Here is a 24,611-nt window from a genome sequence, read left to right on the forward strand (position 1 = left end):
CATCACAGCGGGGCAGCAACCCCTGTCGTGGCGTGCCGGAAGAACCGGCCCAGCTCGTTGGCCAGTTCATTCAGCGCCTTCATTTCGTGCGGCAGGATCTTGCGGACTTGGTCCACCTTGTTCCAGTCGCCGTAGATTAGCGCCACCGGGTGGTTGTCGGCCACGACCGGCAACAGCACAAAGGCTTCGGCGTCAGGCAGAAGGCGTTTGAACCACGCCGGAATGTGCGCGCTGAACTTGGGGTCACGCGCGTTTTCGATGAAGATGCCGATCGAATTCGTGATGGCCAGGTGGAACACGTCCACCGAAAAGGACTCGTCAAAACGCAGGTCGGGCAGCAGGTCGTTCGTATGTGGACCCAGGCCCATCTTGGCTTCGAACACATTGCTGCGCGCATCTCGCACGAACACGATCGTGCGCGACAGCCGCAAGCTGGCCAGAACCGTTTCCGACGCCATGCTCAGCACCGGCGCCAGCGCGTTTTCGGAAGGCAGCGACCGCAGGTCACCCAGCCCATACCGAATGTTCTGTTCGGCGTCGCCTTCGGCCAGCGCCGATTGCATCCGCAGGTCGTCGATTTCCTTGATGAACTGCTGGCTTTCCTGCTCGCGCTCCATGCCCGTGACGATGTCCATCAGCACCGAAGGCGGCACCGACAGCAGCTTGCCGTATTCCAGGGCCGTGCGTTTCAGGCTTTGCGCCCGCGCCATCGAATCGGCGCTGGGCAGCGTCATGTCGTGCGACACCTGGGTCGAGAAGCTGGCGATCGCCTGCAGCCACGTCGCGCCCGAAATCGGCACGTCCGGGTCCGCATCCGGGTCGGCTTCGAACATCTTCATGCCTTCGCGGATGATCGGCGGCAGGCCCCAGCGTTCGGCCACTTCTTCGCCCAGCTCTTCGAAGCAGATGCCCAGCACGGCCACGCAGGCCAGTTCTTCGTCGCAGTTTTCACGCGTCGCGTGATCGCGGATCTGGTTCCACTCGTTTTCAAGGTAGAACAGGCACAGCAGCTTGCCCAGCTGGCGCATCAGCGTGCAGACCACCGCTTCTTCGCTGGCCAGCACATCGCGCGATTCGCTCACCTTGCGGGCGACGTGACTCGCCAGCATGGTGCGGTTCAGTTCCATCTTGGCTTCGATGCGGCGGGTGCCGGTCTGCTGGAAGTGATCGACCAGCTTCAGGCCCAGCACCACGTGCCCGACCGCTTCCATGCCCAGCACCATCAGCGCACGGGACACCGTCGTGATGTTGCCGCCAAACGCCATGTACATGGCGGAGTTGGCCAGGCGGATGACGCGTTGCGTCAGGGTGAAGTCGGACAGCACGACCTGGACAAGGGCAGTGAAATCGTAGTCGTTACCCTGCATCGCGGAGATGGTCGTCCGCAGGGAATTCGACAACAGCGGGAAGTCGCCGCGCTCATTGATGCGCAGCCACAACTTCCTGATCACTGCGTTCTTGTCTTGGGGATCCGGCATAAGGGACTGCAATTAGATGGACATCTGCATGTCATTGTTTCTGCGTACGGAGCATGCCTTGCTGGAATTTTTCCGTCAACTCGGCACTGGGCAGCGCTTTGCAAATAAGCCACCCTTGTATGAGGTGACATCCGCGGGCCGTGAGCATACCAAGTTGTTCCTGTGTTTCCACCCCTTCGGCGACAAGTTGCAATTCGAGCGTCCTGGCCAGGCCCACGACGGCGTCGACGATGGCCTGATCGTTGCGCGACGTGGGCAGGTCGGTAATGAAACGGCGGTCGATCTTGAGCGTGGCCAGCGGAAAACTCTGCAGGTACGCCAGGCTGGAGTAGCCGGTGCCAAAGTCGTCCACCGCAAAGCGGATGCCGAGCGCGGTCAGGTCTTCGAGCAGGCCCTTGGCATGCAGCGGATCATGCATCAGCACGCTTTCGGTAATTTCCAGCACGATGCGCCGCGGCGAAATGCCGGTCAGCGTCACGGCGTCGCGCACGACCGACGGAAAGCGCGTGTCGCGAAACTGCTGCGCCGACACGTTCACGCTGGCGTATTCCAGGTAGATGCCCAGGCGATCCCACTGCATCAGCTGCATGCAGGCATTGCGCAGCGCCCAGTCGCCCAGAAAACCGATCAGCCCGGCGGATTCGGCCAGCGGAATGAACACGCCGGGCGGAACCGCGCCATGCACCGGATGCTGCCAGCGCATCAGCGCTTCGATGCCGACCACACGTTCGTCGAACGGATCGTAGATCGGCTGGTAGTGCAGTGAAAATTCGCCGTTCCGGATGCCGTTGTGCATGTCGGATTCGAGCTTGAGCGTATCGGTGCGCGCCGGCAGGCTGTACGGCGCATAGAACGCGAACGAGCTGCCGCCTTCCTTGCGCGCCTGCACGATGGCTTCGTCGGCCAGGCGCAGCAGTTGCCCGTTGTCGTTCGCGGCGTCGGGAAACACCACCGCGCCGATCTTGATGGACAGCTGGAGGTTCTGGCCGTGATGCGTGTAGGGCTGCAGGATCGCGTCGGAGATGCGGCGCGCGACTTCCTGCACGTAGGCCCGGCCCGGAATGTTCCGCAACAGCACCAGGAAGGAATCGCTGTCGCACCGCGCCACGAACTCGCGCGCATGCACCGCGGACTTCAGGCGCATGGCAATTTCGGCCAGCACCAGGTCGCCCGCTTCGTAGCCAAAGGCCTGGTTCACGCGGTAGTACTCGTCGACGTCGATCAGCAGCAGCGCGAACTGGGATTCGGTGGCGTTGGCTTCGTGCTTGGCGCGTTCGATCTCGCGGCGCGCCGACGCCAGATTGTCGAGCCCGGTCAGCGCATCGTGGTGCATTTCGTAGGTCAGGCGTTCTTCCTTGGCCGCCCACGTCGACATGTCCTGCGCGACCACCAGCCATTCGCCCGGCTGCGACACGTCGGGCAGGATCCGCAGTTCGACCAGCTGCGGGTAGGTCAGCGTCTTGACCAGGTGCAGGGTGCAGCGCTGCATTTCCCGCGTCAGCCGCACCCGTTCCAGCGTGGCGTTCAGGATCGCCTGTTCGTTGGCCGGCACCAGGTCGGCCAGCGTGACGATCTTGAGGTATTCGCGGTGATACCCGATAAACGCCAGCCCCGGCTCGGACACATAGGTAAAGCGCCCTCGCGCGTCGATACGCGCAAGGAAATCGATCGCCTGCTCCAGAGCGGCGAGCGGCGGGGAAAGGACGTCTTGCAGATGAGAATGCATAAGCTACAGGGCGGCAGGAAGGCTCACGACGAGCTGCCTGCCCGGGGTGAGTCGCAGCGAAGCAAGATCGCCAGTCACACGTATAACGGCAAGGCGCCGATGATATTTAGCGATTCCCACGCACTGTTACTGTCTGGCCGCCCGACAGCCTCGTCAACGGCTCGCCTGCCGCGAGGTGGGCGCTCAATAACCTGCACCGCGGCGGATCGGGAGTGCAGCGCGGCAACAACGGCAGATGCGTGAATGGGTAAGTATTCTTACAACTGTGCGAGTGCAAAGTCGGGTCGTTAATCCTCAGGAGCACATCCTGCCACGCCGTAGGCAACGCCATACGCCTGCTGCAGCAGCATTTCCGGGGCCTTCATGCTGGGTGAATATTCGTGAACATTCACCAAAATGGATGAGCTATATAGTTTCCACGTCTCTGGCAGCATGGTCTTTCCGGGCCCTTCCAACGAGATTCGATCGCCCCTAATGGAGTCGTTTTGGCCGTGCACATTTCATCGCTCACGCTTTCCGCGCCACGCACGTCGGAGTCCTCATCATGCGCGTCGTAATCGTCGAAGATCAGGATGACTGGCGCAATACTGTCGCCGATCATCTTTCCCAGCTGGGCTACGAGGTCAAGGACATGAGCACGCTTGCCGAGCTCGACACCCTGATGCAGGCCGGCGCGCCCGACATCCTGATCCTCGACGCCAACCTGCCCGACGGCAATGGCCTGAACCATGTCGCGCGCCTGCGGGCCGCCGCGCCGCAGATGGGCATCATGATGCTGACCGGCCGCCTGCGCAGCCAGGACCGCGTGCATGGCCTCAGCGCGGGCGCCGACCACTACCTGACCAAGCCGGTCAAGCTGGCCGAACTGGTGGCCACGCTGTCGGCTCTGTCGCGCCGCCTGCGCCTGGTCGAAGCGGCCCCGCCCGAAGACATCGCCGGCTGGAGCTACGACCCGCCCGCGCGCCGGCTCTGTTCGCCGGCAGGCCGCATGATCGACGTCACCGAAGGCGAAAGCCGCCTGCTGTCGGCCCTCGTGAACAGCAGCCATATGCCCGTCAGCCGCAACGCGTTGATCATTGCCTTGGGCGAATCGCCCGACGCCTACGATCCGCACCGGCTCGACACCATGATCCACCGCCTGCGCCTGAAACTGAAAGGCCATGGCACGCCCGAACTGCAGCTGCGCAACGTGTATGGCGTCGGCTACATGTGCATCACCCAGGTCAAGATCCTCAGCCGAAGCGCTCCCACCGAATCAGAACTGTAGAAAAAGCCACGCACCATGTTCAATAACAAGACCAAAGCGCAACTCGCGCAAACACAGAACGAACTCCAGCATTTCACCGCCCTGCACGACGCGCTGGACGCGTCGATGGCGATGGTGGAATTTGGCACCGACGGGGTCATCCTCCGGTGCAACGCCCGCTTCGCCTCCAGCGTGGGCTATCGCGTGGAAGAACTGCAGGGCCGCCATCACCGCACGCTGTGCCACCCCGAATACGCGGCCAGCGCCGACTACGCCGACTTCTGGAATCGCCTGCGCAAGGGCGAACCGATGCAGGGCCGCTTCTCGCGCATGAACAAGTCCGGCGCGCCGATCTGGCTCGAAGCCACCTATTCCCCCGTGCTGGACGACGCCGGCCGCACGGTCAAGATCGTCAAGGTCGCGTCCGACATTACCGAGCGCGTGCGCGAATCCGGCATGTTGCGCAGCGTGACCGAAGCCCTGGGCCGGTCGATGGCGGTGATTGAATTCGGGATGGACGGCACGATCCTGACGGCAAATGACAATTTTCTGTCAGCCATGGGGTACACGCTGGACGGCGTGCGTGGCAAACACCACAACATGCTGTGCACACCGGAATACACCGCCAGCCGCGAATACGCGCAGCTGTGGGAACGTCTCAATTCCGGCGCCTTTTTCTCGGGCCAGTGCGAACGCGTCAACCAGCGCGGCGAAACCGTGTGGCTCGAAGCAACCTACAACCCGGTGCTGGACCCCGACGGCCGCCCGATCAAGGTCGTCAAGTTCGCGACCGACGTGACCGAACGCATCAAGCGCCTGCAGGCCGAGAAGGACAGCGCTGCCAGCGCCTACCGCATCTCCCTGGAAACGGAAGCCCTGTCCAACAATGGCGAACAGGTCATCCAGCAGACCGTCGACAAGATGCGCGCCATCTCGTCCATGGTCAAAGACGCATCGGGCCAGGTGTCGAACCTGGGCGCGCATTCGGAACGGATCGGCGCCATCGTCGCCACGATCAAGGAAATCGCCGATCGCACCAACCTGCTGGCACTGAATGCCGCCATCGAAGCGGCACGGGCTGGCGAAGCCGGCCGCGGCTTTGCCGTGGTGGCCGACGAAGTGCGCAAGCTGGCTGAACGCACCCGCAATTCCACGACCGAAATCGCCGGTACGGTGGACCGCGTGCAGGTCGACACACGCGCCGCCGTCACCAGCATGAACAGCAGCCTGGACGAAGTCGAACAGGGCGTGGTCCTGGCGCACGAAGCCGGCGCCGCGATCGAGCAGATGCGTCTGGGCGCGCAGCGGGTCGTGCACGTCGTGCGCGACTTTTCGAGCACGGTCGGCGAATAACGCCACAGACCAACCCCTCGCTGCAAACAAAAGGCCGTTCCAGTGGAACGGCCTTTTTGTTGATGCATCCGGTGGTCGGTGGGGGTCACCCCGGACAGCGGCGGCCCCAGGCAGCAAGGCCCTGCACCAGGCAGGCCGGCCGGCGCGCCAGCTTCCAGATTCACACTTCCGTTGGCGTCGCCTTGAATGGCGTCGTGGTCCACGGGCTGGCCGGGTCATTCCGGCACTGGGCCGCAATGGCGGTCAGCTCCGTCAGCGGGGCGCCCTGCCCGGTCCACATCGCCCGGCCGATCACCGTGCTCTTGGCCACGTCTTCCCACGACGACAGGCTGTGCGAGACGGCTGCCGACGCATAGGCGATCACTTCCCAGGCCTGCGGCTCGGTGATCAGCTTGCAGTCGTAGCACATGCGCGCCACCATGATCGCCCGGCTCATGTCCCACGCCACGATGCCGCGCGCCAGGTCGTCGCTGGATTGGACGACACCCTGCTCCTGCAAGCCCGGCAGGGTCTCAGCCAGGTGGTTCAGATATTCCTGGATCTGGTCGCGATCCACTTTCTGGCGGATCGCATAGACCGACGCCGTCCAGTTTTCGACCGGCTCGGACGTGGCGATGCGCCACACATGCGGCCAGACCGCGCGGTGCCCTTCCTGCAGCAGCCAGCCCAATGTGGACTGCGCCTGCTCGGTGCTGCCGATGTTCCACCAGTCGTTCAAGGCACTGGCCACCCGGGCGCGCTTCACGCCCGTGCTCAGGCTGTCGACGGTGGCGCCGAAGTCGACGGCGTGGATCAATCCGGGAAGCAGTTGACGCGCGCGTTCGCCCGTCGCCGCCGTGGCAGGTGAACTGCGGCGGAAGGGTTCGCGATCGCGGGGATTCGGTTTGCGTGCCGGCAGCAGCAGCCAGCATCCCAAGACGGCAATGATGGCCAAGAGTACGTAGACGTACCAGGGCAACTGAGGCATTCGTGCATCCGAGAAGAGAAAAAAGCTTGCCGCGTAGTGTATGACGGCGTTCTCGGAGCTACGGTGAGTGCGTAGGCTGTTTTGTTACCGATTTACCAGTACAAATGCCGGCATCGCCGGCATTTGTTCAAGCAGAAAGCACAGCGGACAATCCGATCAGAACTTGTGGCGGATGCCTGCGATCAACTGGGCCTGCGACTTGGAGTCCGACGGCCCGGTCGTGAACAACTGCGCGTATTGCGCGTCGCCGGCAGCCTTCTGATACAGACCGACCAGGTACACGTCGGTGCGCTTCGAGAAGAAGTAGTCGGCGGCCAGGTTCAGCTGATGCCACTTCGGCTTGTTGCCGTTGCTGTCGTACTTGCCATTGGTGAACACATAGCCTGCGCCCAGCTGGGTGTTGGTCGTCACGAAGCTGGTGATCGACGCTTCATAGTTCGACAGCTTCAAGCCCGTGTTGTCGATGTACTTGAATTCGGTGTGCGTATACAGCAACGACACCTTGGTGCCCGCGGTCAGGGCGTACGAGCCGCCTGCACCGCTGGCGGTCTGGCGTGCCACGCCTGCACCCGACACCGGGCTGGTGATGAACGGCGAGAACGCACCGTAGTCCAGCGTGACGGCGCCGGCCGCGTTGGTCGCGCTGCTCGGACGACGGATGTCGTGCACGGCGGCGCTGACCGCCCAGGGGCCTTGCGCCCAGGTGGCGCCAGCACTGAAGCTGCGGTTGTCGCTGGGGGCGCCGGCGCGGTCCGACGAACCGTACACGGTCTTGAAACCCAGGCCGCCGAACTGACCCGAATACTGCACCGAGTTGTTGATACGGAAGGTCGGGAACAAGTTGTCGTTGTCACCGATGTGGGTGCCGGTGGCGGCGATCTGGATGGCCGACTCGTAGCCCTGCAAAGTCTGCGACATGGCATCAGCCTGGCGGCCGACCGTCACGGTACCCCAGGTCTTGTTCGACAGGCCGACGACGGCGGCGCGGCCGAACAGGCGGTTGCCCTGGGCCGACGTGCCGGTGTCTGGCGAAAAGCCGCTTTCCAGCGTGAAGATGGCGCTGTTCCCGTTGCCCAGATCTTCGCTGCCGCGGATCCCCCAGCGCGAGCCCTGCTGCAGGTTGCCCTTCAGCTCGGACATGCTCTTGCCGCCGACGTTGTTGGTGTAGACGTAGCCTTCCGAAATCAGGCCGTACAGGGTGACGTTGCTTTGTGCGAACGCGGCGTTGCCAGACAAGGCGGCCAGGACGGCCAAGGGAAGCGTGAGCTTTTTCACTCGATTTCTCCGATCGTGAACTGATAAGGACAAGTCGACGATGGGCGGACCGGATGCCCGCCAATCGTGCCAGGAACTGCAAGGACCAAGAAATAATCCGATAGGGGCGAGCGGTTCGAACCGCCTCTGTACCAAGGAAACATCGTTATTTCCGGGAGTGCGGCAGGCCCCCCGACCTGCCGCACAGGCACGATTTCACAAGCTCAATAACCAAACAGCTGCGGCAACCAGAGCACGGTTTGCGGCACCAGTGTCATCAACAGCAATACTGCCAACAATGCGGCAATGAAGGGCAAGATTGCCTTGAAAATCTCACCCACAGGCGTTTTCGAATGCGCGCTGAGGACGAACAGCAACATGCCGTGCGGCGGCATTGACAAGCCGATCATTAGATTGATAACGATCACGACGCCGAAATGCACGAGGTCGATACCCAGCGCCTTGACCGTCGGCATCAGGATCGGAATGACCACCAGCAGCAGCACGCCGGTATCGAACAGCATGCCCATGGCCAGCAGCAGCACGTTCACCGTCAGGAAGAATCCGACCGGGCCCAGGCCCAGGCTCTGGACCCACGTCAGGAACATGCGATCCAGGCCTTCGGCCGTCACCACATAGTTGGTGACGTAGGCGCCGGCGATCAGCAGCATGACCACGGCGGACGCGCGCGACGATTCCGCAAACACCGCGAACAGCACCTTGGGATTGAGCGCGCGATACACGAACAGGCCCAGCAGCAGCGCATAGCCGCCCGCCACGGCAGCGGCTTCGGTCGGCGTAAAGATGCCGGCCCAGATCCCGCCCAGCAGCACTACCGGCAGGGTCATGGGAATGATCGCCTGCGCGAACACCTTGGGCAGGTCCCGCCGCGGCACGGCCTCGCCACGCGGCAGGTTCATCCGCGGCGCCAGGAAGTAGATGACGGCCATCAGCGCCGCACCCATCAGGATGCCGGGCAGCAGGCCGCCCAGGAACAGCGCGCCCACCGACGCGCCCGAGATCAGCGCATAGATCACCAGCGGGATCGCAGGCGGAATCGCGGATGCGGCGGTCGACCCGGCGGCCACCACGGCAGCCGCAAAGCCCCGGGGATACCCGCCGACTTTTTTCATCATCCGCACGGACATCATGCCGGCGCCCGACGCATCGGCGATCGCGCTGCCCGTCATGCTGGACGACACGATCAGCAGCAGGACGGACACGTACGCCAGCCCGCCCTGCGCGCGGCCGACGATGGCATTGGCCGCGGCCCACAGACGGTCGCTGATGGTGGCCGCGTTCATGATGTTGGCGGCCAGGATGAACATCGGCACGGCCAGCATCACATAGCTGCTCATGAGCGAGTTCATCATCTGGTCGGCGATCAGGCCCAGGTCCTGGCCCGTCACGATGAAGTACACGACGCTGCTGCCTATCATCGCGAGCGACAACGGCACGCGCACCAGCGCGAGCACGAAGAACACCACGATCATCAACAGGAAAGAATGGCTCATTCGCGGCTCTCGGCGTAGGAAGGCAAGGCGGTCACAGGTGCTCGCGCCACTTGGGCGTCATCAACACCGCGCAGCGCCAGAGCTCGCGGACCACGGTCACGACGAAGAACACGACGACGCAGCTATAGACCACGTTCAGGGGCCACTCAAGGACGGGCGTCCGTTCACGGGTCAGGAACGCCACATAGGCATACACCGCCGGGGTCGCCCAGGCGAGCAACAGCGCAACCAGCGCCGAGCCGGCCAGCAGCATGACGCGCTGGCCCTTGGCCGGCAGCGCCGTATAGATCATGTCGAACGCCACGTTTTCCTTGAGCGTGACCGTGAACGCAGCGGCCAGGAACATCGACCACAGGTAGGTCACGATCACGATCTCGTCTGCCCATTCCACCGGACGGTGGAACACGTAGCGGCTGATGACGCCGTACATGAAGGTCAGCTGGACGAGAGCGAGCAGCGCGACACCAAGCACCTCGAACACCCGGCGCACACCCAGCCCCGCGCGTTCGATCGCACCCGGCGGCGTGCGTTCGACGTCTTCCATTACTTCACCTGTTCGATGCGTTCATACATGCCGGCGGGCCATTTGGCTTTCAGGCCCGACGATTCGTATTGCGCCATCACGGCCTTGCGGAACAGGGCGGTATCCGGCCGCGCGATCTTCAGGCCCTTGGCCTGCAGTTCGTCGACAATGCTTTTTTCTTCGGCGATGCGGGCCTTGTCGTTGGCGTCGGCCGCGACCTTGGCGGCGGCCATGGCCTTGGCCTGGTCGTCGGCCGACAGCTTGTTCCAGATCGGCAGGGCCATCGCCAAAAAGACGGGCTGCACCAGATGCGACGTCAGCACGATCTGCTGCGTGACTTCTTCCAGCTTGTTGGCGCGCATGATCGACAAGGGATTTTCCTGGCCGTCGATGGTGCCGGTGCTCAGCGCCAGATAGACCTCGGGCATGGCCATCGGCGTCGGGCTGACCCCCAGGCCACGCGCCAGGGCGAGCCAGCCCGGTCCACCCGGCACGCGCAGCTTCACGCCTTTCAGGTCGTCCGGTCCCTTCACGTCGCGCGCCTTGCGCAGGTTGACCTGCCGGGTGCCCAGGTAGAAGGGTTGCAGGATCTTGATCCCCATGACCTCTTCCACCTTCTTGGCGTACTCGGCCCCGATCGGACTGGCGAATACGGCTTTCATGTGGCCGTAGTCACGGAACAGATAGCCGGTGCTGAACACGGAAAATTCGGGAATCTGCTGTTCGACCTCGAACGTGGTCATCGTGCTCATTTCGAGGTTGCCGCGCTGCATGGCGGGCACTTCGGTGCCTTGCTTGAACAGCGTGCTGGCCGGGTAGACCTTGATGTCGAAACGCCCGGGCGCCGACTTTTCCAGCGTGTCCTTGAAGGTCACCAGCGACTTGCTGAGCGCGTCCGTGTCAATCGACGCCGCCGAGATGCGGACGAGCTGTTGCGCATACGCGGCAGGCGCAGCCAGTGCCGCCGCGGCAGTGGCGACCAGACCCATTGCGAGTGTGCGCTTGCACAGCAGGGACAACGTGTGGCGACTCATCGACAGACTCCAGAGGAACAATGCAAGAGACAGGAAGGGGTGGCCAGCGCGAAGAGTGAGTGCCGGCTTGCTGATCTTTATTCTCTGTTTTCTGTAACGACAGTGTCAATATAAGTTTATGAAGAAAATATAAATTATTGCGCTAGCCATATTTTTGAATCACCATATGGCGTCTTTTCGACTGGATGACTTCCTTGACCCGGCGCATCGCTTTCACCCTGGCCCCGCAACCTCCCCTTCCGTTCAAAGCCGCGGAAGACTATGCAGATCAAGCACTTGCGTGGTCAGCCGAGGTACCCGATGACCTCGTCATCACGCGTGACCTGGCCTATGGTCCGGACGCCGCGCACCGGTACGACGTGTTTGCCCCGATGGACGCCCAAGGCCTGCCTGTGCTGGTGTTCTGGCACGGTGGCGGGTGGACCAATGGTTACAAGGAATTCACCGGTTTCATGGCGTCGCAGGTGGCTCGGCTGAACATGGTGCTGGTCGCACCCACCTATCGCCTGGCGCCGGACTACCCCATGCCGGCGCCGATCGACGACTGCCGCGCGATGCTGGCCCATCTGGTGGCGCACGGCGCATCGCATGGCATCGACGCCACGCGCATGTACCTGAGCGGCCATTCGGCCGGTGGCCATCTGGCCATGATGACGGCGTTGCAGCCCGACGCGCTGGAACAGGTGGGCGTGCCTGCGGCATCGATCCGCGGCTGCCTGCCGATCAGCGGCATCCTGGACCTGCATCACACGTCGCCCGAACCCGGCAGCCTGGATGATCGCGTATACACGGCGGTGCTGTCCGACCGGTATGACGACGCAATGATGAGCCCGATCAGCTGGACGCGCGGCAACCGGGTGCCGATGCGCCTGAGCTACGGCGAAAACGACAGCGCGCGCGTGATCCTGTCGAACCGCCGCACGGCGCGCCTGCTGGCGGCGCAGCCTGCCTCAACGACGCTGACCATGCGCGCCGGCATGACCCATTTCGACACGCACCTGACCCTGCGGGACCCCGCGGACCAGTGGTACGCTGACCTCGATCAACTCGTACGGAACACCGACTCATGAAAGAAGTCCTCGACGTCAATCTGCCCGATGTGGGCCAACCCTTTTCGTGGGCCGTGCGCGCCAATGGCGTGATCTTCACGTCGGCCGGGCCGGTGCGGGATGACGGAAGCATCGACACCGGGCCGATCGAAGACCAGGCACGCCTGACCTTTCAGAATCTGCAAAAGGCCATGGAAGCCGGTGGCGGCACGCTGGCCGATGTGGCCCAGGTCCTGATCTACATGACCGACGTCAAGGACATGAAAGTCATCGACGGCATCTACCGCGAGTTCTTCACCGCGCCCTACCCCAGCCGGTCGAGCGCCGCGGTGCAACTTGTGGTGCCTGGCATGAAAATCGAACTCGTGGCGTTCGGCGCACCGGCCGCGCAATGAGCGTGGGCGCGCGTCGTCCGCGCGCGCCACGGCAGCGTGCGTCACCTGTTTGCTAGGGACAGCAGGTGACGCACGGACTGGCCAGGAAATTTGGGAAAGACGTAAAAAAGCCACGCACTGCGTGGCTTTTTTTATCAGGCGGGACTGGCCGCGTTGCGGTTGCGCGGCTTGCGCTCTCGCGCAGGCACGGGCGCGGTGTCAGGCGATGACGACGCCGCCGGCCGGCGGGCAGGCGCACGCGATGAAGGTTTTGCAGTGGCGGGCGCGCCCTTGCCGTCATAGCCCAGGTAGTCCGCCACCAGCCGTCCGGTGTCGCCAATGTGCTGGTCGAGCAACGCCAACGCGGCAGGCAGGTTCTTGTCCAGCACCGCCTGCATGAGCCGTTCGTGTTCGGCCACCACATTGTCTTCTTCACGGGTTTCGTACGCAGACGACGACTGCACGCCTTCGACATGCAGCAGGCGGATGCGGCGATACCGTTCCGAATGCGCGACCAGTTGTTCGTCGATGCGCAGCAGCCACGGAGACCGCGCGCCGCTCAACATGGCCAGATGGAAGTTGCGGTGAGCGCGCTCGAAACGTTCAATGGCTTCGTCGTCGCTGGTGTCGCTGGGCAGCGGCGTGCGCGCCAGCTTGTAGTAGGCCGCGGCAATGGCGGCGCCCCACTCGTCGTCGCCGTTTTCGATGGCTTCCTTGAGCAGGATGCCTTCGATGTGGCGGCGGGCCTTGACGATGTCGGCCAGGTCTTCCGCCGACACCTCGGCCACGCTGAAACCGCGCTGGCCTTCGTTGGCGGCCAGGCGTTCGTTGGACAGCATCATCAGGGCTTCGCGGATGGGGCTGATGCCGAGTCCATAGCGCTTTTGCAGCGCCTGCAACTTGAGCTTGGAACCGGGTTCCAGACGCCCCGCCAGGATGTCGTCACGCAGCAGCCGGTACGCGCGCTCCGAAAGCGTGCGTGTGGGCGGGAAATCTTGAGTCGGCAGATGCGATGACATGGTGCGTGGGCCAGAAAAACCGCGCCGGACCAGGAAGGTCTTGCCGCGCAGACCCCTGATTTTATGCGATCGCGCATAATTTATATAGTGCGGCGCAGGGCGGACAGGCGCAAATATCCAGCGATTGGCGATTTCCGCACCAAGCCGGGGCGGCTGGCGCTGCTGTCATCAACGCATGCGCCAAAAAAAATCCATGCATCTGCATGGATTTTTTCTTCCGCGTCAATACCGGTCGATCACGCTGCTTCCGGGCGCTTTTCTTGTTCCAGCAAACGGTCGATCATTTCGCGCGACTTCACGCCACCGGCATCGATGTTGAGCTTGAGAATGCGGCGCGTCGGATTGGCCAGCAGGTTGCGCTGCTGCGCTTCCAGCATTTCCAGGTCTTCGCCAAAAATCTTGCCCTGCCCTTCGCGGATCATGGCGGTCAGCGCTTCGTCTTGCGGACGGAAGTTGCGCGCCATGCCCCAGAAGTACCAGATCGAGGTTTCGGTTTCGGGCGTGATGAAGTCGACCACGATGCTCGACACCTTGTGCGCGGGGTCGGCGTGATAGCCGCCCTTGCCCGCATGCGCCACGCCCACTTCGATCAGCACATGGCTGGGCGGGGTAAAGCGGCAGATCTGCCAGCGGTCGCACGGCACATCGCCATCCAGATTGTTGCCTCGCAAGGCAGACGCCCAGAAGGGCGGCGGCATCACGTTTTCCATGAAGCGGCTGGTCACCACGGACTCGCCTTCGATCTTGGTGGACGGTGCAGACTCTTCGATCTCGGTCTGGCCGATGCTGCTTGCGTGCACATAGGTCTCATGGGTCAGGTCCATGAGGTTGTCGATCATCAACCGGTAATCGCAATTGATGTGGTACAGGCCGCCGCCATAGGCCCAGTCCGAACTCTCGGCCCATTCCAGCGGGTGCAGCTTGGCCGGGTCCGCCAGTTCGGCTTCGCCCGTCCATACCCAGATGAAGCCGTAGCGTTCGATGACCGGAAAGGTGCGCAGTCCCGGAAATCCGCCGACGCGCTGGCCGGGCATGCCGGCACACTTGCCGTCAGTGCCCATTTCCAGGCCATGATAGCCACAGACCAGGCGGCCTTCGCGCATGAAACCGAGCGACAGCGGGGCGCCGCGGTGCGGACAGAAATCTTCGGTCGCCGCGACCTTGCCGTCGGGTCCGCGAAAGAACACGATCTTTTCACCGCACACCTGCCGGCCGAGCGGCTTGCCGTCGATCTCGTCAGGGGTGCAGGCAACGTACCAGGTATTTTTCAGGAACATGTCTATCTCCGTAGCGCCTCCGGCGGCGGCCGGTCGGCAGGGGTTACCGGTGCAGTCCGCGCACCCGGGCGCGGCCACGACTTCTGGTTATGGCGGGACGGCGCAGCGCAGGCTACGCCGCCGGGCGGCGGATCAGGTTGCCGCCCAACAAACGGGTCATCGCCTTCTGGTTGTCGAAGGCGCTTTGAAGATTGTGATGCGCGATGCGGGCATGTTCCCGCATCAGGGCTTCGGCCCGCGCACCTTCGCGCTGGCGGATCGCCTGCAGCAGCGACCGGTGCTGCGCCTGAGCCAGCACCAGCACATCGCGGCCGCCTGGGTCGATCGCCTGCACCATGACGAACGCGCTGGCCGATGCAAACGGCAGCGACATGACTTTTTCCAGCTGGCGTTCGATCACGCTGCTGCTGGACGCCGCGGCCAGCAGGCGATGGAATCGTTCGTTGACCTCGACGTAGGTCGAGAACTTGGCTTCGGTCAGTTCGCCGGCCAGGATCTCGTCGATCTGGTCGACGCAGTCCTGCATGTGGCGCAGCCAGTTTTCGGACACGCCGCGTTCGGCGGCCAGCCGCGCGGCCAGGCCTTCCAACGTGCCGCGCAATTCGATGGCGTCGCGGATCTCGCCTTCCGAGAACAGGCGGACGGCGTAGCCGCCCGACGGGATCACGTCCAGCAGGCCTTCTTCCTGCAGCCGGATCAACGCGGCGCGTACCGGCGTGCGGGACACCCCCAGGCGTTCGACCACCCACAATTCAGAGATGCGCGCACCGGCAGCCAGTTCCCCGCCCAATATCAGTTCGCGCAGGCCCAGCAGGGCACGCACGGTCTGCGAGGCGGCGGCCTGGGCAGTGGCGGGGGTCTTGCTGTCAAGGGAGCTGATGGTGTCGTCGTGCATGGCCGGAGTCGCTGCGGGGACGTCAACGCCGCAAGAAAGCCTGGGCGTTGCACATGAATACACAGTGTATACAGCGGGTCGGGGGTGGGCAACGAAACGCAGCCGGATCAAGGGAAATCCCCTAGCTTGCCGACCGATTGGCTCATTATTTGGGATTAAGGCTTGGCTTTGCAGAGGGCAGCATGCGGAGTGAAGTGCCATGCCGGCGACGCTGTATACAGCGTGGAATGAACTGGCGGCGCGCTGTTCCGCCGTCGCTGTTCCGGCCGTCGCTGGCCGCACGGCGCTGCCCAACAAGCCGTCAGCGGGCCGCCTCCGGGCAGCGCGTGCCCCGTATCAGCCTTCGCTGGCCTCGCGGCGCGCGGCTTCCAATGCGGTCGTCAGGCCCACCACCTGGCGCCGCAACTTCGCGTTTTCGTCTTCCAGCGTTGCGATCTTTTCCAGCAGGCGCGCGTGCTCGCTGTCGGTGGCCGGAACCGCCGCCTTGCTGTCGCTGTCACCGCCCTCCTCCTTCGGCGCCTTGGGCGGACGAGCGGCCGCTTTCTGCTCGCGTACCAGGCGGGCGGCTTCGCGCAGTTCCTTGCGCCCACCCGCCACGGCGGCCTGCTGGGCATCGACCGGCAACGTGGCCACGGCAGCCGCGGCGTTGATCGAGATCTCCCCGGCTTTCACGGCCTGCACCAGTTCCGGCGCGGCCTCGCGCTGGATCTTTTCGATCTGCCCGATGGTCGCGCTGCTGACCCGCGCAGCCTTGGCGATCGATTCGCGTGTGGCCAGCACGGGGGGCGGCGCGGAACGCTCCGCGTCAGCGGCGGCTGCGTCTGCGGCGTCAGCGTCCTGATTGGCCTGGGCCGCCGCGGCAGCGTCTTCCAGGGCCCGGGCGCGCGCCAGCACGATGTCTTTCTTGCGCAAGGCAAGGATGCCGCGCTGGAAGTCGGACACACTCCGCCGCCCCAGATGGTTATCGATCATCCACAGGTGGACATCGTCGATGCTGGTGAAGCGTTCGTTCTGAATGGTCTTGTACGGCAGGTTGTGCTTGGTGCAGATGGCGTAGCGGTTATGGCCATCCACCAGCAGGTCACCCCACAGCACCAGCGCGTCGCGGCAGCCTTCGGCCAGCAGACTGCGCTCCAGCGCATCGTATTCGTCGGGGGTCAGCGGGTCGATGTACGCACGCAGTTCGTCGTTGATCTTGATCGTCATGGTGTCCTGAAATGGCAGTCCCGCCCGCGGCAAGCGCCGTGCGGGCGGGCGGCCATGATACCAACCGCCGGCCCGGGGGGCTTGGGCGGCCCGGCCGCGTTCAGGTAGCGCTGCGGCGGTAAGGCATCTGCTTGCGCGACGCCAGGCGCGGCATCAGCGGCTGCACGGCCGGGATCGAGGCCGGCTTGGCGCCGGCACTGCCGGCATTGCCAGCCGTAGTGCCCGTGGCGTTGTCCGCCGGATCGTCCGACTTGCTTGGCGGCAGGTTGCTCTGTTTACCCGTATCGGTATCCACGCCTTCATTCGCGCGCGATCCGTGCTCGTTGGCATAGACCCAGGTAAATTCCGCGCCAAGCAGGAACACTTGCGCGGCGTAATACACCCACAGCAGCACGATCACGAGCGATCCCGCGGCGGCGAATGATGACGTGACGGAACTCTTGCCGATGTAAAGGCCGATCAGCAGCTTGCCAACTTCGAACAGCACGGCCGTCACGAAGGCGCCGACCCACACATCGCGCCAGGCGATCTTGGCCTGCGGCATCATCTTGAAAATCAGGGCGAACAACACGGTCGTGACCGCCAGCGACACCGCCATGTTCAACAGCCGCATCAAGACTTCCCACCCCGGGAAGAGGTCCGTCGCATAGCTGCCGACTGCGGCCAGGCCGGCGCTGAGCACCAGCGACACCATCAGCAGGAAGGCCAGACAGAGCACCAGTCCGAACGACAGCAAACGGGCACGGATGGTCGACAGGATGCCGCTCTGCTTCTGGTCTTCGGGCACCTGCCAGATGCGGTCGAGCGCGCTCTGCAACTCGGCAAACACGGTGGTCGCACCAAAGATCAACACGGCCACGCTGATGATGGTGGCAACGATGCCTGCGGCGGGCTTGTCGGCACTCGCGATCAGGCTCTGCACGCCCGCCGCGCCCTCCGTCCCGATCATGGACGTCAGCTGGCCATACAGCTGGCCTTCGACCGCTTCACGGCCCCAGATGAAGCCCGCGACCGACAGCACAATGATGAGCAGGGGCGCCATTGAAAACACGGTGTAGTACGAAATGGCGGCGCCCATGCTGGGTGCATAGTCGTCCACCCATGCATTGACCGATTTCTTGGCGAGGACGAAAAAACGTTTGAACATGCGCTGCCTATTTGCCGGCGCGGCCGGTGGTGAATGAGAAGAGAGAATTCACCAGCGCATCAGCAAAAACCATTCCTATGGCTGACCTGCACCTGAAAGCGGAGTAGGCCATCCAATGGTGCGCGCATCTGATCGACCAAGAAGGATCAGGAGGGACAGTCCCTCAACGTGTCGACGTGACGCCGACATCCACCAGGCCATAGACTTCGATGCCGCTGCGGCTGGACGTCTCGTTGGGCGTGCGGGGATAGGACTGGCACGCGGTACACAGGGCCAGGATGAAAAGAGACAGCAAGACAGGTTTCATGGGGGGCTCCGGTCAGGTGGCCGGTGATGTGAATTACCAAGGGTGCCACGAGTTGCCCGGGTGAGCCAGGCAGTGATGCAACCGTCAGTGACCGGGCGCGTCTTCCACCAGCCGATAGCCCACCGCGGTCTCGGTAAGAATGTGCCGCGGCTGCGCGGCATCGTCTTCCAGTTTTTGCCGCAGGTGGCCCATGTACACGCGCAGGTAGTGGCTGCTGTCGGACCGGCCCGGTCCCCACACCGCGCGCAGCAATTGTTGATGCGTCATCACCCGGCCGACATTGGCAATCAGCACGCCGAGCAGCCGGTATTCGATCGGCGTCAGGTGCACTTCGGCGCCGGCCTTGCGCACAATGCGCGCGCTCTGGTCGACTTCGACATTGCCGAACGTGAACACGGGCGACGCGGTCTTGTCGCTGCGCGATCGCCGCAGGTTTGCGCGCACCCGCGCCATCAGTTCGGCCACGCCAAACGGTTTGACCAAGTAGTCGTCGGCGCCGGCGTCTAGCGCCTTGACCTTGTCGGTTTCGTCGGCGCGGGCCGACAGCACGATCACCGGCACGGACGACCAGTTGCGCACATCGCGGATCAATTCGGCGCCGTCGCCGTCGGGCAGGCCCAGATCCACGATCACCAGGTCCGGCCGTCGCGTGCCGATGTCGATCAGGCCGCGTTTGACGGTATCGGCTTCAAACACGCTCCAGCCCTCACCTTCCAGCGCCGCGCGCACGAAGCGGCGGATCTGCGGTTCGTCTTCGATCAGGATCGCGGTGGGCAACGGGTCGGACATCAGGCGGTTTCCGGTAGGACGGGCAGCTCGGCATCGGCATCGATGACCGGTGGCGTGCCCAAAGGCAAGGTAAATGTCAGGGCCGCGCCGCCCTGCGCCGACGCGCCGGCCGAGATGTGGCCGCCATGCGCATCGACGATGGCGCGGCAAATGGCCAGGCCCAGCCCCACGCCGGGCGTGGCCGACTCGGTGTCCCCGCGCGTGAACTTGTCGAACAGGCGGTCGGCCCGGCCGGGCGGCAGGCCCGGACCGTCATCGGCCACGGTCACGCGCAGGTCCTTGCCGACGCAGGCGGCGGACAGGGTGATGCGCGTGGTGGGCGGCGTGTACTTCGCGGCGTTTTCCAGCAGGTTGGCCAGCACCCGTTCGATCAGGACGGCATCGAATTCGACCAGCGGCAGATCGGGCGGCAGCGTGACCGTGACCGCTCGGGGCCCCAGCTGTCGGCGCACGGACTGGATCGCCGTCCCGATGATTTCTTCCAGCGACTGCCATTCGCGCCGCAAGGTGATCGCGCCGCTTTGTATGCGCGCCATGTCCAGCAGGTTGGCGACCAGCGTGCTCATGTGCATGACCTCGTCGCGGATCGCATGCACCTGGTCCAATTGATCGGGCGATAAGGCCGGCGGGACGGTGGCCAGCGATTCGGCCAGCCCCGCCAGCACGGTCAATGGCGTGCGGATGTCGTGCGACATGGCCGACAGCAAGGAATTGCGCAGGCGTTCGGCCTCCATGCCCACCAGGGTCTGGCGCGCGACGTCGGCATAGTGCACCCGCTCCAGCGCGATCGCGATCAGGCTGGCAAAGGTGTCGAGCTGGCGTTGCTGCTCGGGAATCAACAGCCAGCGGGGGTCTTGCGGGCGGATGGCAAGCACCCCGCGAATGCGCATGGGCGCGCGCAGCGGCACGTAGCGAAAGGGACTGGCGGGCAAGGTGTCGGTGCTCAGGCCCGCCTGCCGATCCTGGTCGCACGCCCACTGCGCAATGCCCAGGTCCAGGCCATCGGGCGCAGGGTGCGGCATGACCAGGGCATCGTCGTCGCCGGGCAGCAGCAACACCACCTGGCTGCCAAAGGCCGACGACAAGGTGCTGCCGGTCGACTCGACCACCTGGTCTCGCTGCAAGGCGCCCGACAGATCGCGGGCGAATTCAAACAGCTTGCGGGCGCGCGTTTCGCGGTGCGCGGCGATGCGCGCCTGGAAGCGCAGGCCCGCCGTCAGTTGCCCGACGACCAGGCCAACCGCAAGCATGACGCCAAAGGTCAGCACGTATTGGGCATCATTGACCGTGAACGACAGGATGGGCGGGATGAAGAACAGGTCAAAGGCCGCGACGTTCAGCAAGGCGGCCAGCGCCGCCGGCCCCCGCCCCTGGCGCACCGCGATCCCGACCACGCCCAGCAGGAACAGCATGGCGATATTGGTCGGTTCCAGCAGATCGGACAGGGGTTGCAGGCACGCGGTCGTGATCACCGCGCCCAGCACCGGCCACAGGTAGGCAGTCCAGCGGCTGCGGCCCGAGGCCGGCTCGGCGGCGCGCGATGCCATCGATCGGGCGTCGCGCCCGGCCGTGCCGGACGGTGACGGCGTGTCGCTGCGCGGCGCGCCGATCCGGATCACGTCCAGGTCGGCGCCGCAACGCGCGACCTCGTCCGCGGGCTGCCTGTGCCAGGGGTGTGGCCATAAGGCCCCCGCTTTCGGCCGCGCCGGCCCCATCACCAGGGTCGACAGATTGTGTTCGCGGGCATGCTCCACCAGGGCCTGCGCAACGTTGGCGCCGGTCAGCACGGCGGTGGTGGCGGACAGCGTTTCGGCCAGGTGCAGCGTGGCCAGCACCCGCATGCGCTCGGTGCGCGGCGCGCGCTGCAAGGCGGGGGTTTCGACGTACACGGCATGCCAGGCGATGTTGAGCCGGCCGGCCAGGCGCGCCGTGCTGCGCACGACCTGCTCGCCTTCCGGCCCCGGCCCCACGCAAGCCAGCAAGGCTTCCTGGGTGCGCCACACGTCGCGGATCGATTGGGCATCGCGGTAGTCCAGCACATCGCCCTGCATGCGGTCGGCCATGCGGCGCAGCGCCAGTTCACGCAGCGCGATCAGGTTGCCCTTGCGAAAAAAGTGCTGCGCCGCCCGTTCGGCCTGCGGCGCGACATAGACCTTGCCGGCTTTGAGCCGCGCGAGCAGTTCGTCGGCCGGCACGTCCACCATCACCACTTCGTCGGCAGTGTCGAACACCGAATCGGGCAAGGTTTCCTGCACCCGGATGCCGACGATGCCCGCAACCACGTCGTTCAGACTTTCCAGATGTTGGATATTGAGCGTGCTCAGCACGTCGATCCCGGCGGCCAGCACGTCTTCCATGTCCTGCCACCGTTTGGGGTGCCGGGAGCCTGGCGCATTCGAATGCGCCAGCTCGTCCACCAGCAGCAGGCCGGGCCGGCGGGCCAGCGCCGCGTCCAGGTCGAACTCGGCCAGGTCGCGGCCGCGATGCGGCACGGTGCGCAGCGGCAGCCGCGCCAGGCCTTCGACACGGGCGGCGGTGTCGGCGCGGCCGTGGGTCTCGACCACGCCGATCACCACATCCACGCCTTTGGCCACGGCCTCGTGCGCGGCGGTCAGCATGGCGTAGGTCTTGCCGGCGCCGGCCGACGCGCCGATGTAGATCCGCAACCGGCCCCGTCCCGCGCGCAGTTCGTCGCTGCGCAGGCGGTCAAGCAACTGATCGGGATCGGGACGGGCAGCGCTCATTTCGCCTTGTCGGTCGAAGCGATGGGGGTCGAGGCCCCGGGCAGGGACGCCAGCAGGGCCAGGTTCAAGGCCAGCACATTGACGCGCGGCTCACCCAGGAAACCCCATTGTCGCGCTTCCTTGTGCGTTTCCACCAGCGCACGCACCGCATCGGCCGACAGCCCGCGCGCAGCCGCCACACGGCCGACCTGGTAGTAGGCGCCGGCCAGGCTGATGTGCGGGTCGAGCCCGCTGGCCGATGCCGTCACCAGGTCCACCGGGACCGGCAGCGTGTTGGCCGGGTCGGCAGCCTTCAGGGCATCGATCCGGCCCTGGATGGCCGTGACCAGCGCAGGGTTGGTCGGTCCCAGGTTGGAGCCGGACGACGCCGCTGCGTTGTACGGCGTGGGCGCGGTGGCCGACGGGCGGCCCCAGAACAGGCCGGGATCGGTGAAGGACTGACCGATCAGCGACGAGCCGATGATCTTGCCGTCGTGCCGCACCAGGCTCCCCTGCGCCTGGTCGGGAAACAGCGCGCCACCGGCACGTGTCAGAAGCCAGGGGTAGACAAGGCCGGTGACCACCGACAGCAATACGAACAGGGTCAGGGCGGGACGCAGTAATTGGCGCATGACGATTCCTTAGACGAGATGAAGGGCGACGAGCGCCATGTCGATCAGCTTGATGCCGACGAACGGGGCAATCAGGCCACCCAGGCCGTACACCAGCAGATTGCGGCGCAGCAGCGCATTGGCGCCCACGGCGCGATACGCGACGCCGCGCAAGGCCAGCGGAATCAGCGCGACGATGATGACCGCGTTGAAGATGACAGCGGACAGGATGGCGGACGATGGACTGGCCAGCCCCATGACATTGAGCGCGCTCAATTGCGGATAGGTGGCCACGAAAGCGGCCGGGATGATGGCAAAGAATTTGGCCACGTCATTGGCGGTGGAAAAGGTCGTCAGCGCACCCCGGGTCATGAGCAACTGCTTGCCGGTTTCAACGATTTCCAGCAGCTTGGTCGGATTCGAATCCAGGTCGACCATATTGCCCGCCTCTTTCGCGGCTTGCGTACCGGTGTTCATGGCGACCGCCACGTCGGCCTGCGCCAGCGCGGGCGCATCGTTGGTGCCATCGCCCGTCATGGCCACCAGGCGGCCTTCGGACTGGTAATCGCGGATCAGCTTGAGCTTGGCTTCGGGCGTGGCTTCGGCCAGGAAGTCATCAACGCCGGCTTCAGCGGCAATGGCCGCGGCCGTCAACCGGTTGTCGCCCGTGATCATCACGGTCTTGATGCCCATGCGGCGCAGTTCGGCAAAGCGTTCCTTGATGCCGCCCTTCACGATGTCCTTGAGTTCGACCATGCCCTTGACCTCACGGCCATCCGCCACCACCAGCGGCGTGCTGCCGTTGCGCGCGGCCGCGTCCACCGCTGCCTGCACGTCGGCCGGGAAGGTCCCGCCCAGGGCCTCGATATGCTGGCGCACGGCCTGCGACGAGCCCTTGCGGATCTGCCGCGGACCGCCCTCGCCTGCCAGGTTGATCCCGCTCATGCGGGTCTGCGCCGTGAAGGGAACGAAGGTCGCCGACAGGCTGGCCATGTCGCGCTCCCGGACATTGAAGCGCTGCTTGGCCAGCACGGCGATGCTGCGGCCTTCGGGCGTTTCATCCGCCAGCGACGCCAGTTGCGCCAGGTCGGCCAGCGCCTGTTCGGTGACGCCCCCGGCCGGCACGAAGGCCGACGCCTGGCGATTGCCCAGCGTGATGGTGCCCGTCTTGTCGAGCAGCAGGACGTCCACATCGCCGGCGGCTTCCACCGCGCGGCCGGACGTCGCGATCACATTCGCCTGCATCATGCGGCTCATGCCGGCCACGCCGATGGCGGACAGCAGCCCGCCGATGGTTGTCGGAATCAAGCATACGAGCAGCGACACCAGCACGGTGATCGAGACGACCGACCCCGCACCGGATGACGTGACCGCGTAATACGAAAACGGCATCAAGGTGACCGTGACGACCAGGAACACCAGGGTCAGCGCCACCAGCAGGATCGTCAGCGCGATCTCGTTCGGCGTCTTCTGGCGCTTGGCGTTTTCCACCATCGCGATCATGCGGTCCAGGAAGGCTTCCCCCGGATTGACCGCGACCCGCACGATAAGCCAGTCCGACAGCACGCGGGTGCCGCCCGTCACGGCCGAAAAATCGCCGCCCGATTCGCGGATGACCGGCGCCGATTCGCCGGTGATCGCGCTCTCGTCCACCGACGCCACGCCGTCGAGCACCTCGCCATCCACCGGCACCAGATCGCCGGCCTGCACCAGCACCAGGTCGCCCTTGCGCAGGTCGGTGGACGGCACCTCGCGCCATCCGCCCGCCCGGTCCGGACGGGCCAGTTTCCTGGCGGTCGTGCTTTGCTTGAGCCCGCGCAGCGAGGCGGCCTGGGCCTTGCTGCGGCCTTCGGCCATGGCTTCGGCAAAGTTGGCGAACAGGACGGTGAACCACAGCCAGGCGGTAATGGCGAGGATGAAACCCGCCGGCGCCTCGCCTTCACCGAACAGCGCCTGCAGCCATAACGCGGTCGTCAGCATGCTGCCGACATAGACCACGAACATGACCGGATTGCGCCACTGCACGCGGGGGTCGAGCTTGATGAACGCGGCCTTGACCGCGCCGGCGGCCAGCACCGGATCCCAAAGGGAAAAAGAATGTCGTGTCATGGAAGTCTCG

At 64.7% G+C, this 24,611-nt stretch carries 21 protein-coding genes; 4 read left to right on the forward strand and 17 right to left on the reverse strand.

What is annotated here, in order from left to right; translation table 11 throughout:
- Window positions 1-2 precede the first annotated feature (2 nt).
- Complete coding sequence (locus HD883_RS08320) at window positions 3-1,478, reverse strand: HDOD domain-containing protein (protein WP_179586525.1); 1,476 nt, start codon at window positions 1,476-1,478, stop codon at window positions 3-5.
- 31 nt (window positions 1,479-1,509) lie between these two features.
- Window positions 1,510-3,204 (reverse strand): putative bifunctional diguanylate cyclase/phosphodiesterase, encoded by a 1,695-nt coding sequence (locus HD883_RS08325; protein ID WP_179586523.1) that lies wholly within the window; start codon window positions 3,202-3,204, stop codon window positions 1,510-1,512.
- A gap of 544 nt (window positions 3,205-3,748) precedes the next feature.
- Here HD883_RS08325 and HD883_RS08330 point away from each other — a divergent pair.
- Both HD883_RS08330 and HD883_RS27925 read left to right on the forward strand, forming a co-directional pair.
- Window positions 3,749-4,471, forward strand: coding sequence for a response regulator transcription factor (locus HD883_RS08330; RefSeq protein WP_179586521.1), 723 nt, complete (start codon window positions 3,749-3,751; stop codon window positions 4,469-4,471).
- 15 nt (window positions 4,472-4,486) lie between these two features.
- On the forward strand, window positions 4,487-5,803 hold the full coding sequence (locus HD883_RS27925) for a methyl-accepting chemotaxis protein (RefSeq protein WP_179586519.1): 1,317 nt from the start codon (window positions 4,487-4,489) through the stop codon (window positions 5,801-5,803).
- 160 nt (window positions 5,804-5,963) lie between these two features.
- Here HD883_RS27925 and HD883_RS08340 read toward each other — a convergent pair whose 3' ends face one another.
- From HD883_RS08340 to HD883_RS08360, 5 genes are all read right to left on the reverse strand, one after another.
- Window positions 5,964-6,770, reverse strand: coding sequence for a DUF1266 domain-containing protein (locus tag HD883_RS08340; RefSeq protein ID WP_179586517.1), 807 nt, complete (start codon window positions 6,768-6,770; stop codon window positions 5,964-5,966).
- A gap of 156 nt (window positions 6,771-6,926) precedes the next feature.
- Window positions 6,927-8,045 (reverse strand): porin, encoded by a 1,119-nt coding sequence (locus tag HD883_RS08345; RefSeq protein ID WP_373563327.1) that lies wholly within the window; start codon window positions 8,043-8,045, stop codon window positions 6,927-6,929.
- Window positions 8,046-8,248: 203 nt separating this feature from the next.
- The gene (locus tag HD883_RS08350) at window positions 8,249-9,538 is read right to left on the reverse strand and encodes a TRAP transporter large permease (RefSeq protein ID WP_179586515.1); all 1,290 of its coding nucleotides are present in this window, start codon (window positions 9,536-9,538) and stop codon (window positions 8,249-8,251) included.
- A gap of 31 nt (window positions 9,539-9,569) precedes the next feature.
- A complete protein-coding gene (locus HD883_RS08355) occupies window positions 9,570-10,082 on the reverse strand; it encodes a TRAP transporter small permease (protein WP_179586513.1) in 513 nt (170 codons plus the stop codon).
- A complete protein-coding gene (locus HD883_RS08360) occupies window positions 10,082-11,095 on the reverse strand; it encodes a DctP family TRAP transporter solute-binding subunit (protein ID WP_179586512.1) in 1,014 nt (337 codons plus the stop codon). The genes HD883_RS08355 and HD883_RS08360 overlap by 1 nt, the downstream gene beginning before the upstream one ends.
- A gap of 185 nt (window positions 11,096-11,280) precedes the next feature.
- Between HD883_RS08360 and HD883_RS08365 the strand changes: the two genes are divergently transcribed.
- Both HD883_RS08365 and HD883_RS08370 read left to right on the forward strand, forming a co-directional pair.
- Window positions 11,281-12,165, forward strand: coding sequence for an alpha/beta hydrolase (locus tag HD883_RS08365; protein ID WP_179586510.1), 885 nt, complete (start codon window positions 11,281-11,283; stop codon window positions 12,163-12,165).
- Window positions 12,162-12,539, forward strand: coding sequence for a RidA family protein (locus HD883_RS08370; RefSeq protein ID WP_179586508.1), 378 nt, complete (start codon window positions 12,162-12,164; stop codon window positions 12,537-12,539). The genes HD883_RS08365 and HD883_RS08370 overlap by 4 nt, the downstream gene beginning before the upstream one ends.
- Before the next feature lie 134 nt (window positions 12,540-12,673).
- On the opposite strand, the gene HD883_RS08375 is transcribed toward HD883_RS08370, so the two are convergent.
- The 10 genes from HD883_RS08375 to kdpB all read right to left on the reverse strand — a co-directional run bounded on the left by HD883_RS08375 (window position 12,674) and on the right by kdpB (window position 24,601).
- Complete coding sequence (locus tag HD883_RS08375; protein WP_179586505.1) at window positions 12,674-13,537, reverse strand: GntR family transcriptional regulator; 864 nt, start codon at window positions 13,535-13,537, stop codon at window positions 12,674-12,676.
- A 236-nt stretch (window positions 13,538-13,773) separates the two neighbouring features.
- Window positions 13,774-14,814 (reverse strand): aromatic ring-hydroxylating oxygenase subunit alpha, encoded by a 1,041-nt coding sequence (locus tag HD883_RS08380; protein ID WP_179586503.1) that lies wholly within the window; start codon window positions 14,812-14,814, stop codon window positions 13,774-13,776.
- Between the two features lie 112 nt (window positions 14,815-14,926).
- A complete protein-coding gene (locus HD883_RS08385) occupies window positions 14,927-15,709 on the reverse strand; it encodes a GntR family transcriptional regulator (protein WP_218863199.1) in 783 nt (260 codons plus the stop codon).
- Window positions 15,710-16,045: 336 nt separating this feature from the next.
- Complete coding sequence (locus HD883_RS08390) at window positions 16,046-16,915, reverse strand: hypothetical protein (RefSeq protein ID WP_179586501.1); 870 nt, start codon at window positions 16,913-16,915, stop codon at window positions 16,046-16,048.
- Window positions 16,916-17,015: 100 nt separating this feature from the next.
- Window positions 17,016-18,062 carry a YihY/virulence factor BrkB family protein gene (locus HD883_RS08395; RefSeq protein ID WP_179586499.1) on the reverse strand — a complete coding sequence of 349 codons (1,047 nt, stop codon included), beginning with the start codon at window positions 18,060-18,062 and terminating at the stop codon, window positions 17,016-17,018.
- A gap of 163 nt (window positions 18,063-18,225) precedes the next feature.
- Window positions 18,226-18,369, reverse strand: coding sequence for a hypothetical protein (locus tag HD883_RS08400; protein ID WP_179586497.1), 144 nt, complete (start codon window positions 18,367-18,369; stop codon window positions 18,226-18,228).
- A gap of 84 nt (window positions 18,370-18,453) precedes the next feature.
- Window positions 18,454-19,158, reverse strand: coding sequence for a two-component system response regulator KdpE (gene kdpE, locus HD883_RS08405; RefSeq protein ID WP_179586495.1), 705 nt, complete (start codon window positions 19,156-19,158; stop codon window positions 18,454-18,456).
- A complete protein-coding gene (locus HD883_RS08410) occupies window positions 19,158-21,902 on the reverse strand; it encodes a DUF4118 domain-containing protein (RefSeq protein ID WP_179586493.1) in 2,745 nt (914 codons plus the stop codon). The genes kdpE and HD883_RS08410 overlap by 1 nt, the downstream gene beginning before the upstream one ends.
- Window positions 21,899-22,513, reverse strand: a complete 615-nt coding sequence (kdpC, locus tag HD883_RS08415) for a potassium-transporting ATPase subunit KdpC (protein WP_179586491.1) — start codon at window positions 22,511-22,513, stop codon at window positions 21,899-21,901. The genes HD883_RS08410 and kdpC overlap by 4 nt, the downstream gene beginning before the upstream one ends.
- 9 nt (window positions 22,514-22,522) lie before the next feature.
- Window positions 22,523-24,601, reverse strand: coding sequence for a potassium-transporting ATPase subunit KdpB (kdpB, locus tag HD883_RS08420; RefSeq protein ID WP_179586489.1), 2,079 nt, complete (start codon window positions 24,599-24,601; stop codon window positions 22,523-22,525).
- Window positions 24,602-24,611: the final 10 nt, after the last annotated feature.

The sequence above is a fragment of the Pigmentiphaga litoralis genome, assembly GCF_013408655.1.
Classification (GTDB): Bacteria; Pseudomonadota; Gammaproteobacteria; order Burkholderiales; family Burkholderiaceae_B; genus Pigmentiphaga; species Pigmentiphaga litoralis_A.